At 66.0% G+C, this 14,823-nt stretch carries 11 protein-coding genes; 8 read left to right on the plus strand and 3 right to left on the minus strand.

Going from position 1 to position 14,823, the window contains the following annotated elements:
* Window positions 1-233 precede the first annotated feature (233 nt).
* Window positions 234-710 (plus strand): YbjN domain-containing protein, encoded by a 477-nt coding sequence (locus tag CS1BSM3_RS23010; protein WP_174263757.1) that lies wholly within the window; start codon window positions 234-236, stop codon window positions 708-710.
* A 74-nt stretch (window positions 711-784) separates the two neighbouring features.
* Here the strand turns inward: CS1BSM3_RS23010 and CS1BSM3_RS23015 are convergent, their stop codons facing one another.
* Window positions 785-1,645 carry a MaoC/PaaZ C-terminal domain-containing protein gene (locus CS1BSM3_RS23015; RefSeq protein ID WP_072391433.1) on the minus strand — a complete coding sequence of 287 codons (861 nt, stop codon included), beginning with the start codon at window positions 1,643-1,645 and terminating at the stop codon, window positions 785-787.
* 105 nt (window positions 1,646-1,750) lie between these two features.
* Here CS1BSM3_RS23015 and CS1BSM3_RS23020 point away from each other — a divergent pair, with 105 nt between their 5' ends.
* Both CS1BSM3_RS23020 and CS1BSM3_RS23025 read left to right on the plus strand, forming a co-directional pair.
* Window positions 1,751-3,418, plus strand: a complete 1,668-nt coding sequence (locus CS1BSM3_RS23020) for a bifunctional aminoglycoside phosphotransferase/ATP-binding protein (RefSeq protein ID WP_083528829.1) — start codon at window positions 1,751-1,753, stop codon at window positions 3,416-3,418.
* Entirely contained in the window at window positions 3,415-6,111 is a 2,697-nt protein-coding gene (locus tag CS1BSM3_RS23025) for a bifunctional acetate--CoA ligase family protein/GNAT family N-acetyltransferase (RefSeq protein ID WP_072391436.1), read from the plus strand. The genes CS1BSM3_RS23020 and CS1BSM3_RS23025 overlap by 4 nt, the downstream gene beginning before the upstream one ends.
* A 354-nt stretch (window positions 6,112-6,465) precedes the next feature.
* On the opposite strand, the gene CS1BSM3_RS23030 is transcribed toward CS1BSM3_RS23025, so the two are convergent.
* Together CS1BSM3_RS23030 and CS1BSM3_RS23035 are read right to left on the minus strand one after the other, a co-directional pair.
* Complete coding sequence (locus CS1BSM3_RS23030; protein WP_072391439.1) at window positions 6,466-6,951, minus strand: MaoC family dehydratase; 486 nt, start codon at window positions 6,949-6,951, stop codon at window positions 6,466-6,468.
* 3 nt (window positions 6,952-6,954) lie between these two features.
* Window positions 6,955-8,130, minus strand: a complete 1,176-nt coding sequence (locus CS1BSM3_RS23035; RefSeq protein WP_072391442.1) for a CaiB/BaiF CoA transferase family protein — start codon at window positions 8,128-8,130, stop codon at window positions 6,955-6,957.
* Window positions 8,131-8,322: 192 nt separating this feature from the next.
* Here CS1BSM3_RS23035 and CS1BSM3_RS23040 point away from each other — a divergent pair, with 192 nt between their 5' ends.
* The 5 genes from CS1BSM3_RS23040 (at window position 8,323) to CS1BSM3_RS23060 (ending at window position 14,756) form a co-directional block, all read left to right on the plus strand.
* Complete coding sequence (locus CS1BSM3_RS23040; protein ID WP_072391445.1) at window positions 8,323-9,216, plus strand: DMT family transporter; 894 nt, start codon at window positions 8,323-8,325, stop codon at window positions 9,214-9,216.
* Window positions 9,217-9,460: 244 nt separating this feature from the next.
* Entirely contained in the window at window positions 9,461-12,175 is a 2,715-nt protein-coding gene (gyrA, locus tag CS1BSM3_RS23045) for a DNA gyrase subunit A (RefSeq protein ID WP_083528985.1), read from the plus strand.
* A gap of 32 nt (window positions 12,176-12,207) precedes the next feature.
* Window positions 12,208-12,969: an HpcH/HpaI aldolase family protein gene (locus tag CS1BSM3_RS23050; protein WP_083528830.1), complete on the plus strand. Its 762-nt coding sequence runs from the start codon at window positions 12,208-12,210 to the stop codon at window positions 12,967-12,969.
* 85 nt (window positions 12,970-13,054) lie between these two features.
* Window positions 13,055-13,987 (plus strand): 3-hydroxyacyl-CoA dehydrogenase, encoded by a 933-nt coding sequence (locus CS1BSM3_RS23055; RefSeq protein WP_072391451.1) that lies wholly within the window; start codon window positions 13,055-13,057, stop codon window positions 13,985-13,987.
* Between the two features lie 34 nt (window positions 13,988-14,021).
* Window positions 14,022-14,756, plus strand: coding sequence for a tetratricopeptide repeat protein (locus tag CS1BSM3_RS23060; RefSeq protein ID WP_072391454.1), 735 nt, complete (start codon window positions 14,022-14,024; stop codon window positions 14,754-14,756).
* Window positions 14,757-14,823: the final 67 nt, after the last annotated feature.

The following is a 14,823-nucleotide window of genomic DNA, read 5'->3' on the forward strand; positions in this document are numbered from 1 at the left end:
CTCCGTCTCAGGTGACCGTGCGGGCACGGTAAAGTCAATATGCTGCTATGGCGGAGAGCCATGCGGGCGGCCGCCGGCCGGATAAGGACCGGATGAGAAGGAGCTGAGGAGCTTCGGCAACGCCTTGTTCGCGAAGCGACATAAGTCGCAATTACCCCTCCGACCTCGTCTTGATCGTGTCAGCCTCAGGGTGGTTAGATGCCCCCCGGATGCGATTCTCCGGAGGTTCATCCATGCATTTCCTCGTCCTACTGCTCGCCCTCGTCTTCGCGATCGGTCCCGCCGCTGCCCAGTCCTCATGCACCAACATCGTGGACGGCTCCGATCCGTCCCGGATTTTCCATCTCGCGCGCGGCTACGGCTCGGCGGAGATCGGCACCGACAATCGGGGCGATCCCAAGATCGACGGCCGCATGCATGGCGTGCGCTACCAGATCTACTTCTACGGCTGCACGAGCGGGGAAAAGTGCAACTCCGTCCAGTTCCGCGCCGGCTTCACGCAGAACCAGAAGCAGACGATCGAGCGCATGAACGAGTGGAATACCACCAAGCGCTTCGGCAAGGCGGCCATCGACAAGGATGGCGACGCGACGATCGAATTGAACATCAACCTGCGGGGTGGCGTCTGCAATGCCAACTTCGACGAGACCATCAGCTGGTGGTCGACCGTGCTCCGCGAGTTCCTCGACTTCATCAAGTTCAAGGTCTAGCGCGCCCTGACCTAGGCGCGCAGCTACCTGAAAAAGAACGAGTGCCCGGGGAGAGCCCCGGGCACGAATTCATTTTAAGCCGCGATCCGTGCAAGACCGTTGTTGAGGATCACGACATCACGCTCGACACAGCGCGAGCGGAAGGAAATTTCCGCGCCGTTGCGCCAGATCTCCGTGCGGATGGTCTCGCCGGGATAGATGGGCGAGGAAAAACGCACCTGCATGTGCTTGATGCGACTCGCATCACCACCACAGGCGAGCTTGGCGAGCGCGCGCCCCGCAACACCGAATGAGCACAGACCGTGCAGGATCGGCGCGCGGAAGCCGGCGACTGCCGCGACCTTCGGGTCGGCATGGAGCGGGTTCATGTCGCCCGACAGCCGGTAGATGAGCGCCTGGCGCGGCAGCGTCGGAATGTCGAGCGTGGCATCGGGTGCCTTCTCGGGCAGCGTGTGCACGGCCGGCGTCGGCCCCGAGGGGCCGCCAAAGCCGCCGTCGCCGCGCAGGAAGCTCGTCGAGACGAGCGTTGCAATGTGCGTGCCGCTCTCCTTTGCGATGATGTCGCGCTCGGAGATCAGCAGCGCGCCGCGATCCTTGCCCTTGTCGATGAGGCCGGTGATGCGCGTGCGGCCGATGAACGTGCCCGAGGTCGGCACAGGCGCATGAATGGTGATCGCCTGCTCACCGTGGACGACCTTGCGCCAGTCGACGCCCGTGCCGCTGTCCTTGAGCCAGAAGCCCTGGTAGCCGAGCACCGTGACCATGGTCGGCAGGGCCACCAGATCGTCCTCGTACACGTAGCGCAGCTCGCTCTCGTCGAGCGGATCGCTCCCGGCGCCGACACCCAGCGCGTACAGCATCGTGTCGCGCTTGGTGAACGTCTGGATGACGTCCTCGAACTTCCAGTTGCGCAGCTTCTCCGCGTCCATGGCCATTGACGGCTTCCTCCAGAAATTGGGCGCCTGCTCCGCGGCCAGACTGCCATGTCGGCGCGCGGCGGGTCAAACCAGGTTCGCAATCCCGGGGTTTGATGCCTATCAATGCGACTCGACTTCAAAACCTTCACTGGTCAAAAAGGTCGGGCACGCGCCGCCGAGACGAAAAGGAGCCACCCCATCGGACCGGACAGCCGAGGAGGAAGCCCGCCGAGCGAAGCAGAGATCACGGGCTTCCTGGCCAATGCTGCTTCTTATCCGATCCGGCCCGAGCGCGTGGACGTGATCGAGACCCATGCCGCGCGCATTTTTCTCGCGGGCGAGGATGCCTTCAAGGTCAAGAAGCACGTGCACCTCCCCTATCTCGACTTCACGACGCTGGCGCAGCGGCAAGCGGCCCTCGCGCGCGAGCTGGAGATCAATCGAACGGCAGCACCCGACATCTATCTCGGCCTCGAGCGCATTACGCGCACACACGATGGCAATCTGGTCTTCGGCGGCGATGGCGAGACGGTCGAGATCGTCCTGCACATGCGCCGCTTCGCGCAAAGCGATCTTCTGAGCCACGTCGCGGATCAGGGCCGCATTGATCAGGCCATGGCAAAGGCCATGGCCGACGTTGTCTTCGCCGCGCACGAAGCGGCGACCGTTGCAACGAGCGGCGACGGCATCGCGCGCTATGATCAGATCATCTCGGACGTCGCCGAGGCGTGCGCGCGCTGCGGTGATCCAGTGATCGGCGCGCAACGCGCGGAGTTCGAAGCCCTCGCGCGCGCCCATCTCGATCGTGTGCGCAATCTGCTCGCCGAACGTGCGCGCGCAGGCTTCCGGCGGCGCTGCCACGGTGATCTGCATCTCGGCAATTTGGTCCTGTGGAAGGGGCGGCCCACGCCGTTCGACGCCCTCGAGTTCGACGAGGCCCTGGCGACGATCGACATTCTCTACGATCTCGCCTTCCTGCTCATGGATCTCGAGCATCGCGGCCTGCGCGCACGCGCCAACAATGTGCTCAATCGCTATCTCTGGCGCGCCGACGAGAAAAATCTCGAAGGCCTCGCGGCGCTGCCGCTGTTCCTTGCCGTACGCGCGGGCGTCCGCACCATGGTCGATCTGCATCGGATTGTAGGGGCTGACCGCGCGTTGCCCGACGTGCTCGATGACGCGCGCCGCTATCTGGTGCAGGCCGTCCAGTATCTCGCGCCGGCGCAGCCATGCCTCGTCGCGGTCGGCGGGCTTTCGGGCAGTGGAAAGTCGACGCTCGCCGCTGCCATCGCGCCCCACATCGGCCTCGGGCCAGGAGCCGTCCACTTGCGCAGCGACCTCGAGCGCAAACGGCTTCATGGGATCGGCGAAACCGATCGCCTCCCGGACGACGCCTACACACAGACTGTCACCGAGCAGGTCTATGCCTCTTTGAACGAGAAGGCGGCGCGGGTCCTCGCGACAGGCTATTCGGTGGTGGTCGATGCCGTTCATGCGTCGCCGCAAGAGCGAGCGGCGATCGCGCGCGTCGCCGAGGCCGCGCGCGTGCCGTTCGTCGGCCTCTGGCTCGATGCACCCGGCCAAATACTCAAGAGCCGCGTCACCGCGCGCACGGGCGATGCGTCGGATGCTACGGCCGATGTCGTCGCGCGCCAGCTCCACTATGAGCTCGGCGATATCACCTGGCATCGGCTCGATGCCGGCGGCGTGTTCGAGGCGTTGTGCCGGAAAGCGGCCGCCCTCATTCCCTTGCTCAGCGCCCCTCAGGCACAGGAGCCTTCGACAACATGACGATGCGCAATCTGGATGCGTTGATGGAGCCGCGCTCCGTCGCGCTGATCGGGTCGAGCCCGCGCCCGGGCTCGATCGGCAACACCGTCACACGCAATCTTCTGAGTGGCGGCTTCAAAGGCGATATCTATCTCGTCAATCCGAAGCACGCGGCAATCGAGGGCCACGCCTGCCATGCGAGCATCGGCGGCCTGCCCTCAGCGCCCGATGTCGCCGTCATCGCGACCCCGCCCGCGACCATACCCGGCATCGTCGCCGAGCTCGCTGCGCGCGGCACCCGCGCCGCGATCGTCATCACCGCCGGCCTCAGCGAGGCACAGAAGATCGCGACACTCGAGGCCGGGCGCGAGAAGCTCTTCCGCGTGCTGGGGCCGAACAACATCGGGCTCATGCTGCCGCATCTCGGCTTCAATGCGAGCTTCTCGCACATCGCGCCGGCGGCGGGCGAGCTTGCACTGCTCTCGCAATCGGGCGCGTTGGTAACCGCCATCGTCGACTGGGCGGCCGAGCGCAAAATCGGCTTCTCGCACGTCGTCTCGCTCGGCGACATGAGCGATGTCGATTTCGGCGACATGCTCGACTATCTCGCGGGCGACACGCGCAGCAAAGCCATCCTCCTCTACATGGAGGCGGTCACCAACGCGCAGAAGTTCATGTCGGCTGCCCGGCGCGCCGCGCGCGTCAAACCGGTGGTCGTGGTCAAATCCGGGCGTCATGCAGCGGCCGCCGCCGCGGCAGCCTCGCACACAGGCCGGCTTGCCGGCGCTGACAATGCCTACGAGGCCGCCTTCCGCCGCGCGGGCCTGCTGCGCGTGACCGACCTCGACGAGCTTTTCGAGGCCGCGGAGGCGCTAACGCGCGTTCCGCGTCTCGCGAGCGAGCAGCTCATGATCCTCACGAACGGCGGCGGTGCCGGCGTGCTCGCCGCGGATCGTCTCGCCGACTTCGACGGCGACTTGGCCAAGCTGTCGGATGCTACGCGCGCAAAGCTCTCCGCCGTGCTGCCGGCGAACTGGTCCAAGGCCAATCCCGTCGATGTGATCGGCGATGCCAGCCCCGAGCGCTATGACGCCGCCTTCCAGATCCTGCTCGAGGATCCCGATCCCTCGGCACTCCTCGTCATCAATTGCCCGACGGCGCTCGCCTCCAGTACCGACATTGCAGAGCGCATCGTCGATACGCTCGCAAAGCGCCGCGCAGCCGGCAAGATCAACAAGCCCGTACTCACGAACTGGCTCGGCAATCCCGCCGCCGAGGAGGCCCGCCGCCTCTTCTCGGCTGCGCGCATCGCCACCTACGAGACACCCTCTGCTGCCGCGCGCGGCTTCATGCAGCTCGTGCGCTACACGCGGGCCCAGAACGAGCTCATGCGGGCGCCGCCGGCCATGGATCCCGAGGTGAGGATCGATCGAGCCAAGGCCCGCGAGATCATCGAGCGCGCACTTCGCGAAGGCACCAGGATGCTCAGCGAGGCCGACGGCAAGGCGCTCATGGCCGCCTATGGAATACCCGTCGTGCCGACATCGGTCGCTGAGAATCCGGAGGAGGTCCGCAGGGTTGCCGAGCAGATTGTCGCCACCGGCAGCACGGTCGTCGTCAAGATCCTCTCGCCCGATGTCATTCACAAATCGGATGTCGGCGGCGTGCGCCTCAACATTGCAGCACCGCAAGATGCCGCGCGCGAGGCCGAGCGCATGCTGGAGCGCGTCCGCGCCGCCGTGCCGAACGCGCGATCCCTGCGCTTCACGGTCTCGCCGATGATCCGCCGCCCGGGTGCGCACGAGCTCATTCTCGGCATGAGCGTGGATCAGACTTTCGGCCCGCTCATCATGTTCGGTGCGGGTGGCGTTTCAGTCGAAGCCGTCGCGGACACTGCACTTGCGCTGCCGCCACTCGATCTCGGCCTTGCTGATCATCTCATGCGCCAGACGCACATCGACCGGCTGCTGCACGGCTATCGCGACCGCCCACCCGCCGATCGCGCCGGCATCGCGGCGGCACTTGTCCGCCTTTCCGAGCTGATTGCCGAGAACCCCGAGATCCGTGAGCTGGACATCAACCCGCTGCTCGCCGACGCCGATGGCGTGATCGCACTCGACGCGCGCGTGGCACTCAAGTCCGAGACGGACGAGCCGCGCGTCCCCATGGCCATTGCGCCCTATCCCGCCGATTGGGAGAAGGCGATCACGCTCGGCGACCTCGACGGCATCCTGCTGCGCCCGATCAAGCCCGAGGACGAGGCGCTCTACGAAGAGTTCATGGCTCACGTGACGGACTATGATCGCCGCCTGCGTTTTATGGCGCCGATGAAATCGCTCTCCTTCGGGTTCCTCGCCCGCCTCACGCAGATCGACTACGCCCGCGAGATGGCGTTCGTCGCGCTCGACCGTCAGAGCGGGGCGCTGCTCGGTGTCGCGCGCTACACGGCCGATCCCGATCTCGCGCGGGCAGAGTACGCCGTGCTCGTGCGCTCGGACCTCAAGGGCCGCGGTCTCGGCTGGGCGCTCATGAGCCATCTCATCGCACACGCCCGCGCGCGCGGCATCGGTGTGCTGCATGGCGATGTGCTCACCGAGAACACGACCATGCTCAACATGTGCGCGGATCTCGGCTTCGAGATCAAAGCCGTGCCGGATGATCCGACCATGCGTGAGGTCGTGCTCCCGCTCGGCGCGGAGCCGCCATCGACGTAGCGCGTTCGCGCCTGCGGATGCGAACGGGGCTGCTCTCTCTTTGATGCGGGCTGCTGACAAGGCCAACCGCGAACGCACCTGCATCCCCTCTCCCCGCTTGCGGGGAGAGGGTTAGGGTGAGGGGCGGCGACATACGCTAACGTCGCGCAAGTTCCCGCCCCTCACCCCAGCCCTCTCCCCATTGAAGACAATGGGGAGAGGGGGAAGTAGGGCGCAACACGCGAGCGCTGTCCGCTCGCGGGCGAGGGGACGCGATTGGCACCGGCGCACAGTAGTCATGAGCGCGCGACTGCGCGCCGGCCGGTAGGTCGTACCAGGAAGCCACAGCACCTCTTCCCGGCAGCCCGCGGCAAATCAAATAACCCGCTTGCGGATGAGGTAGCGCTGCATGCCGTCCATGACGAGCACGCCGTCCTGATTGTGGATGGTCGAGGCGAGGCCGAGAACGCCGGTCGTACGCTGAGGCTTCAGCTCCGCGACGGTGAGCAGCGGATAGAGCGTGTCGCCCGCATAGACCGGGGCAAGAAAGCGCGAGGACTGCTCGATGAAGGCGCGCAGGCTCTCCTGCACGAGGAACGGAAACACGCCGGCTCCCGCAGCGGACTGAATGAGCACCTGCATCCCGTGCGCGAGCAGGTCACGATGGCCGTGCGCCTTGCAGTACGGCCGGTCGTAGTGAATGGGATGATTGTCGCCGGAGGCGGCCTGGAAGGCGGCGAACTGCCCATCCGTCACGGTGCGCGAGGGAATGTAGAAGGTCTCGCCGATCGCGAAATCCTCGAAATAGCGCTGCGGGCCGAAGTTCTTCGATGCGAGATGGTGATGCTCTTCCGGCGTCATGTTTCAGTGTTCCTCGCCGCCCTGGCGCGCCAGATGGGACGCGAGCAGCCTGTCGATGGCCTTGCTTCCCATGCCGACCTCGGTAAGGAGCGCCCGCGTGTGCTGGCCGACCGTCGGGACCGATGCATCGTAGCGGCGCTGCCCTGGGAGATGCGGCAGCGGCACCTTCCCGCCATCCGCGAGCACATAGTAGGGCGCAGCCTCCACGGCCTGCACATGCGGATCAGTAAGCCAGTCGCTATAGGTATTGATGCCGCTCGCGAGCGCGCCCTCCTTCTCGAAGAGGCCCACCCATTCCGCCGTCGTACGGGCCGTCAGGGCTTCATCCAGGATCGCGCGCAAGGCCGCCACGTTCTCCTTGCGGCCCGCGACCGTCGTAAAGCGTGCGTCGGTGATGACATCCGCGCGAGAAATCGCGCGGCATATTCCCTCGAACTGCGCCTGATTGACGAGCGTGATGGCGATCCACCCGTCCTTCGTGCGGTAGTTCCCCGCCGGAGGATTGAGGAGGCCCGGCGGCCGGCCCACAAAGCCGTACTCGAGAATGTTCGGCGCCTGCACATGAGCCGCCGCCTGCATGAGCGAGATATCGATGTGCCTCGCGCCGCTGCCCTTGGCCTTTCCCCAAAGCGCCATGCTCGCCGCCTGGAAGGCATAGAGGCCGGTGAACGCATCGATGAACGGGACGTCGACTTTGACGGGCGCCCCTTCGCGCGAACGCGCCGCACTCATGAACCCCGAGACGGCCTGCCCGATCGTGTCGACCATGGGGCGCTCGCGGTTGGGGCCGCGCTGGCCCCAGCCGGAAACCGAGACGTAGATGATGTCGGGATTGCGCGCCTTGAGCGCCTCGAAGCCGAGGCCGAGGCGCTCGAAAACGCCCGGCCGCGCGCTCTCGATGGCGACCTCGGCGCATTCGGCGAGCTTCAGCGCGACATCCCGGCCCTCGGGCTTGCGAAGATCGATCGCGAGGCTTTCCTTGCCGCGGTTGTAGGCGATAGCCTGCGAGGACATGCCGTCGATGCGCGTGCCGAGATGGCGCATCCAATCCCCTTCCGGCGGCTCGATCTTGATCACGCGCGCACCGTGCTCGGCGAAATAGCCGCCGCACGAAGGGCCGGCAATGCCCTGGCTCATGTCGAGCACGGTGATGGCAGAGAGCGGGCCGGTTCGGGTCATGAGCTTACTCGCGCGACTGGAGGTGCGCGCGTACTCTAGGGCCGTGGCCCCGCTTTGCAAGGCTCGCCTCCGTACCTGCGCCGCCGTCGGAGGGGCCGGGAGTGACTTGCGCGCCGTTCAGGCTATAAAGCCCGTCACCGGCATTGCCGCGCTTCCGCGACCCCTTTCTCGCCGATCGTTTCAAGGTTGCCCATGCGCCGCATTCATGCCGATCTCCTGCTCATTCTGGCCGCGGTCATCTGGGGCGTCGCCTTCGTCTTCCAGAAGACGGCCATGGCGCACGTCGGGCCGCTGCTGTTCGTCGCCGCGCGCTCGACGGTTGCCATGCTGGCGCTGACGCCGCTCGCAATCCGCGAGGGCCGCGAGGCACCGGACCAGTTCCCGCGCGGTCTCCTGAGCATTGCGGCGCTCGCGGGGCTCGCCTTCTTCCTCGGCGCGGCCCTTCAGCAGGTCGGGATCGTCACCGCGACGGCGACAAATGCCGGCTTCCTGACGGCGCTCTACGTCGTCATCACGCCTTTCCTCGTCTGGATCGTGATGCGTCGCGCGCCCGCCTGGATCGTGTGGCCGGCCGTAGTCATGTCATTCGTCGGCGTATGGCTGCTCGGGGGCGGCACGATCGGCAGCTTTGCCCATGGCGATCTGCTCGTGGCCATCTCGGCCTTCTTCTGGGCGGCGCACGTGGTGATTGTCGCGCAGGCGACACGCCACGCCCGGCCGGTGACGTTCAGCGCCATCCAGTTCGCGGTCGTCGCCGTGCTCGGACTGACCGGCGCGCTTCTCTCCGAACCGATCTCGCTGACCGCGCTCGCTGCCGCCTGGCGCGAGATCGCCTACGTCGGCCTCCTCTCGAGCGCGCTGACCTTTACGCTGCTCGCCATTGCCATGAAGTACACCCCGCCGACCGAGGCAGCGATCATCGTTTCGAGCGAAACGCTGTTTGCAGCACTTGCCGCCTATATGCTCCTCGGCGAGCGCCTGTCCCTTGCCGGATGGTGCGGCGCGGGGCTTATTCTCATGGCGGTTCTGCTTGTTCAAACCGGCCCTACGATCGAACAGCTTTTGCAGCGTCTACGGGCTAAATAAACCATTGATAGTCATTACATTTAGATGCGCGGATTTGGCCCTGAAGCAGGCGCTTTCGCGCCATTGCCGCAGGGCGCCGGCGTGCTATACCTCAGCGCAAATTCGGCGTTGCGTGCATCCGATTCGGTGGATCGGAGCGTGTTTTATGCGCCCATTCTCGGCCTACAGCAGGTGAGCGAACGTGGCTGACCAGGACAAGACTAGTGACGGCGGCGGCCAGGACTCGAGCGACATCCGCCCGGTCATGATTTCCGACGAGATGCGGCGCAGCTATCTCGACTACGCCATGAGCGTGATCGTGTCGCGCGCCCTTCCCGACGTGCGCGACGGCCTCAAGCCCGTGCATCGCCGCATTCTCTACGGCATGAGCGAGCTCGGGCTCGACTGGAACAAGAAGTACGTAAAGTCGGCCAAGGTGGTCGGCGAGGTGATGGGTAACTATCACCCGCACGGTGACAGCGCGATCTACGACGCCCTCGTGCGCCTGACGCAGGAATTCTCGATGAGCGTGCCGCTCGTCGACGGGCAGGGCAACTTCGGCTCGGTGGACGGCGATCCACCCGCGGCCATGCGCTACACCGAGTGCCGTCTGCAGAAGGTCACGCAGCATATTCTCGACGATCTCGACAAGGATACCGTCGAGTATCAGGAAAACTACGACGGCAGCCGCGAAGAGCCGTCGGTCATGCCGGCGAAGTTCCCGAACCTGCTCGTCAACGGCGCCGGCGGCATCGCGGTCGGCATGGCGACGAACATTCCGCCACATAATCTCGGCGAGGTCATCGACGCGGCCATCGCGCATCTCGACAATCCCGACATCTCCATCGACGAGCTCGTGCAGATCGTGCCGGGGCCGGACTTCCCGACGGGTGGCCTCATTCTCGGCCAGGCTGGCGCCATGGCCGCCTACCACCGCGGACGCGGCTCGATCATCATGCGCGCACGCGTCGAGGTCGAGGAGCTGCGCCGCGACCGCGAAGCGTTGATCGTCACGGCAATCCCCTACCAGGTCAACAAGCGTGTCCTCATCGAGAAGATCGCCGAGCTCGTGCGCGACAAGCGCATCGAGGGCATCTCGAACATCTGGGACGAGTCGAGCCGCGAGGGCATGCGCATCGTCATCGAGCTGAAGCGCGATGCGGTGGCCGATGTCGTGCTCAACCAGCTCTGGCGCTACTCCGACCTGCAGACGACCTTCGGCGCGAACATGATCGCGCTCAACGGTGGCCGCCCCGAGCAGCTCAATCTCAAGGACATGATCCAGGCCTTCAACGCCTTCCGCGAGGAAGTCGTGAGCCGCCGGACCAAGTTCCTGCTCGCCAAGGCGCGCAATCGCGCCCACATCCTCGTCGGTTTGGCGATCGCTGTCGCCAACATCGACGATGTCGTGAACCTGATCCGCCGCGCGCCGAGCCCGGCCGTCGCCAAAGAGCAGCTCATGGAGCGCGACTGGCCCGCGAAGGACATCGCGCCGCTCGTCGAGCTGATCGCCGATCCGCGCCATCGCGTGTCGGACGTAGGTACAGTCAAGCTCTCCGACGAGCAGGCAACGGCCATCCTCGAGCTGCGCCTTGCCCGCCTGACGGCGCTCGGGCGCGACGAGATCGGCAACGACCTCGCGAAGCTCGCCGAGGAGATCAAGGACTATCTCTCGATCCTCGCGTCGCGTGCGCGCATCATCGACATCATCAAGGGCGAGCTCACTGCAATTCGCGACGAGTTCGCCGTGCCGCGCCGCACCGAGATCGTCCCCATGGAGGGCGACCTCGAGGACGAGGATCTCATCCAGCGCGAGGACTGCGTCGTCACCGTCTCGCTCAAGGGCTACGTCAAGCGCGTGCCGCTCGCGACCTACCGCGCGCAGCGCCGCGGCGGCAAGGGCCGCTCCGGCATGACGACCCGCGACGAGGATATCGTCACGCAGCTCTTCATTGCCTCGACGCACACGCCGCTGCTGTTCTTCTCCTCACGCGGCATGTGCTACCGCATGAAAGTCTGGCGGCTTCCTGCCGCAACACCGCAGGGCACGGGCAAGGCACTCATCAACCTTCTGCCGCTCGAGCAGGGCGAGGTCATCACGACCATCCTGCCGCTCCCCGAGGATGCGAGCACCTGGGCCGATCGCGAGCTGATGTTCGCGACGCGCTCCGGCAATGTCCGTCGCAACAGCCTCGCGGATTTCGAGAACATCAATCGCAACGGCAAGATCGCCATGAAGCTCGACGAAGGCGACCAGATCGTCGACGTCGCGCTCTGCGCCCCGAGCGACGACGTGTTGCTCACGACGGCCGTCGGCCAGTGCATTCGCTTCCCCGCCGATGACGTGCGCCTCTTCAAGGGCCGCGACTCGACGGGCGTGCGCGGCATCCGGCTCGATGATGAGGACCGGGTCATCTCCATGGCCATCCTCGCTCACGTGGAGGCAACGCCGGCCGAGCGCGCGGCCTACCTCAAGCAGGCGAGCGCCGTGCGCCGTGCCACGGGCGAAGGCGCGGAGAATGGCGCCGAGGAAGCTGCGCCGGACGCCGAGGTCGAGGAAGCCACCAGCGAGGAGCTGACGCCCGAGCGCTATGCTGAGCTCGGCGCGCGCGAGCAGTTCGTGCTCACCGTTTCCAATCGCGGCTTCGGCAAGCGCACGTCGTCCTACGAGTACCGGGTCAGCGGCCGCGGCGGCAAAGGCATTCTCGCCATGGTCGTCAACGACCGCAACGGACCGCTCGTCGCGTCCTTCCCGGTCGAGCACAGTGACCAGATCATGCTCGTCACCGACGGCGGCCAGCTCATTCGCTGCCCGGTCGATGATGTGCGCGTTGCCGGCCGCAACACGCAGGGCGTGCGCATTTTCCGCACGGACGAGGACGAGACCGTCGCCTCCGTCGAGCGCATCCCGGATGACGGCACGAATGGCGAGAACGGAGAGAACGGCGACGGCGGCGAGGACGGCGCGCCGGCCGCATAAACGGACAGCCGCAGCGACAGGAGCGCGCCCTCATGCGTACGAACCAGATGAAGGCGCGGCTCCAGGCGGGCAAGCCCGCGCTCGGCTGCTCGATCATGATCCCCTCGCCGCAGATGGTCGAGATGGCGGCGCACGCCGGTTTCGACTGGGTGCTCATCGACATGGAGCACGGCACGATCGGCCTCGAGACTGCCGAGCTCATGATCATGGCCGCGGAAGCGCGCGGCATCACGCCCATCGTGCGCCCGCGCAATAATTCGAGCGCGGAAATCACCTCCGTCATGGACCGCGGCGCCGCCGGCGTGCAGGTGCCCCACATTAATACGGCCGACGATGCGCGGCGCGCGCTGGCCGCCGTGAAGTTCGGTCCCGGTGACAACCGCGGCCTCGCCGCCGGCACGCGCCCCGACAGCTACGGCCTCGCCAAGGCCATGCCGGACTTCGTGCGTGAGGCGAACTCGCAGAGCCTCACGTGCATCCAGCTCGAGCACGCCAAAGCCATCGAGAATGTCGACGCGCTGCTCGCCGTCGACGACATCGACGTCTACTTCATCGGCCCGTCCGACCTCTCGCAGTCCATGGGACACCCCGGAAATCCCAAGGCGCCGCCCGTCAAGGAGGCCATCGAGAAGACGCTCGCGCGCATCGTCGCCGCCGGAAAGACGCCCGGGATGCCCGCGACGACGGACAATCTCGAGCAGGTCATCGCCAGCGGCTGCCGCTATATCTACACGCACCTGCCCAAGCTCTTTGGCGCGGGCGCGGGGGCGTTTCTTGCCAAGGGGCGCGGGTAGCTGGTCGCGCTTTCATCGCGACACTTGCTGAGCGCCGACGCATTTGCTTCCCTCGTCCCAATGATGGACGCAGGGAGAAACGACGATGCCGACAATCGGACTGGTGGGTGTTGGGCTGATCGGCCGCGCATGGGCGAACGTCTTCGCGCGCGCGGGCTGGGACGTGGTCATGTGGGATGCGAACCCGGAGGCGACGGCAGCAGCGCCGCGTCTCGTCGCGGAGTCGCTCCATGATCTCGCGCAGCACGGCTTCGTCGCGGATCCCGACAAGGCAGCCGCGCGCCTTCGCACGGTGGCGACGCTCGAAGATGCCGTGAAGGGCGTCGATCTGGTGCAGGAGTCCGGGCCTGAGCGGCTCGAGGACAAGCAGGCCATCTGGGTGCGGCTCGATGCGGCGGCGGCACCGGAGACCGTGCTTGCGTCCTCCACATCCGCAATTGTCGCTTCGCTTTTCACAGAGAACCTCGCGGGGCGAGGCCGCTGCCTCGTCGCGCATCCGGTGAACCCGCCGCATCTCGTGCCGATCGTGGAGCTCTGTGGCGCGCCGTGGACGACGAAGGAGACCGTCGCAAAGGCGCGCGGCTTCTATCAGAGCGTCGGACAGGTGCCGATCGAGGTGAAGAAGGAGATCGACGGCTTCATTCTGAACCGCCTGCAGATCGCGCTGCTGACGGAGGCCTTCCGCCTCGTCGACGAGGGCTATGTCACGCCGCAGGATCTCGACCACACGATCGCGGACGGGCTCGGCCTGCGCTGGTCCTTCATGGGACCGTTCGAGACGATCGAGCTCAATGCGCCCAAGGGCACGGCCGACTACTGCGAGCGCTACGGCGACTGGTTCCGCCGCTACATGAAGGACCTGCCGAAACCGTCTGTCTGGGAAGAAGCGAGCTGGCGCCGTGTCGCGGAGGCTTGGGGGCCGGCGCTGTCATCCGAGAAGATCGCCGAGAAGTCACTCTGGCGGAACGAGCGGCTGGCGGCTCTCGCCGCCCACAAGAAGGCCCAAAAGTCCTACTAAGGGACGGCAGATTGACAGTCCACGGGGGGTCGTGATGCCGATCATAGGTCTGCTGCATCTCTTGATTGCCATCGGGTTCGTGGTTCACGCGAACAAGACGGGGCGCCCACACTACTGGATGTTCATTCTCCTGTTCGTGCCCTTTGCCGGATCGATCGCCTACATTCTCTTCGAGCTGCTTCCGGAACTCGCTGATAGTCGCCGCTCTCGAAAGGTGGTTGCGGATCTGCGCACTGTTGTGGATCCGCATCGCGACTATCGCCAGCTCGGCGAGCGCGCGATGCTTTCCGGGACTGTCGAGACCAAGTGCAAATTTGCCGAGGAGTGCGAGCGCAAGGGCATGTGGGAGGAGGCCGTCGACCTCTATCGGGAGGTCGCGCAAGGCATCTATGCCGAAGATGCCGAAATACTTCGGCGTCTGGCGCGCGCGGAGCTCGGGGCTGGCGATGCGAAGGCGGCGATGGCGACCCTGGACCGGCTGCGTGCCGCACACCCCGACTATCAAAACCAGGACGCACATCTCACGTACGCTCGCGCGCTCGAGAAGGACGGACGCCTGCAGGATGCTGCCACTGAGTACGAGGCGCTCTCGGGCTATTTCGTCGGCATGGAAGCGCGCACGCGGTATGCGTTGCTCTTGCAGAAGCTGGGCGAGCCCATCGAGGCGCGGAAGCTGCTGAGCGAAGTCGTCCGCGCCAGCAAAGCGCCGGGCGTCGTTCTCTCGCCGGACGACCGCGAGTGGGTCAAGGTCGCACAAAGAAACGCCTGAGGCGCCGCTACGCCTCAGAGAGCGGCGCCCGGGCCGCAGAAGGTCACCGACAAGTCGAGGTGGAGGA

Source organism: Hyphomicrobium sp. CS1BSMeth3, from assembly GCF_900117415.1.
Classification (GTDB): Bacteria; Pseudomonadota; Alphaproteobacteria; order Rhizobiales; family Hyphomicrobiaceae.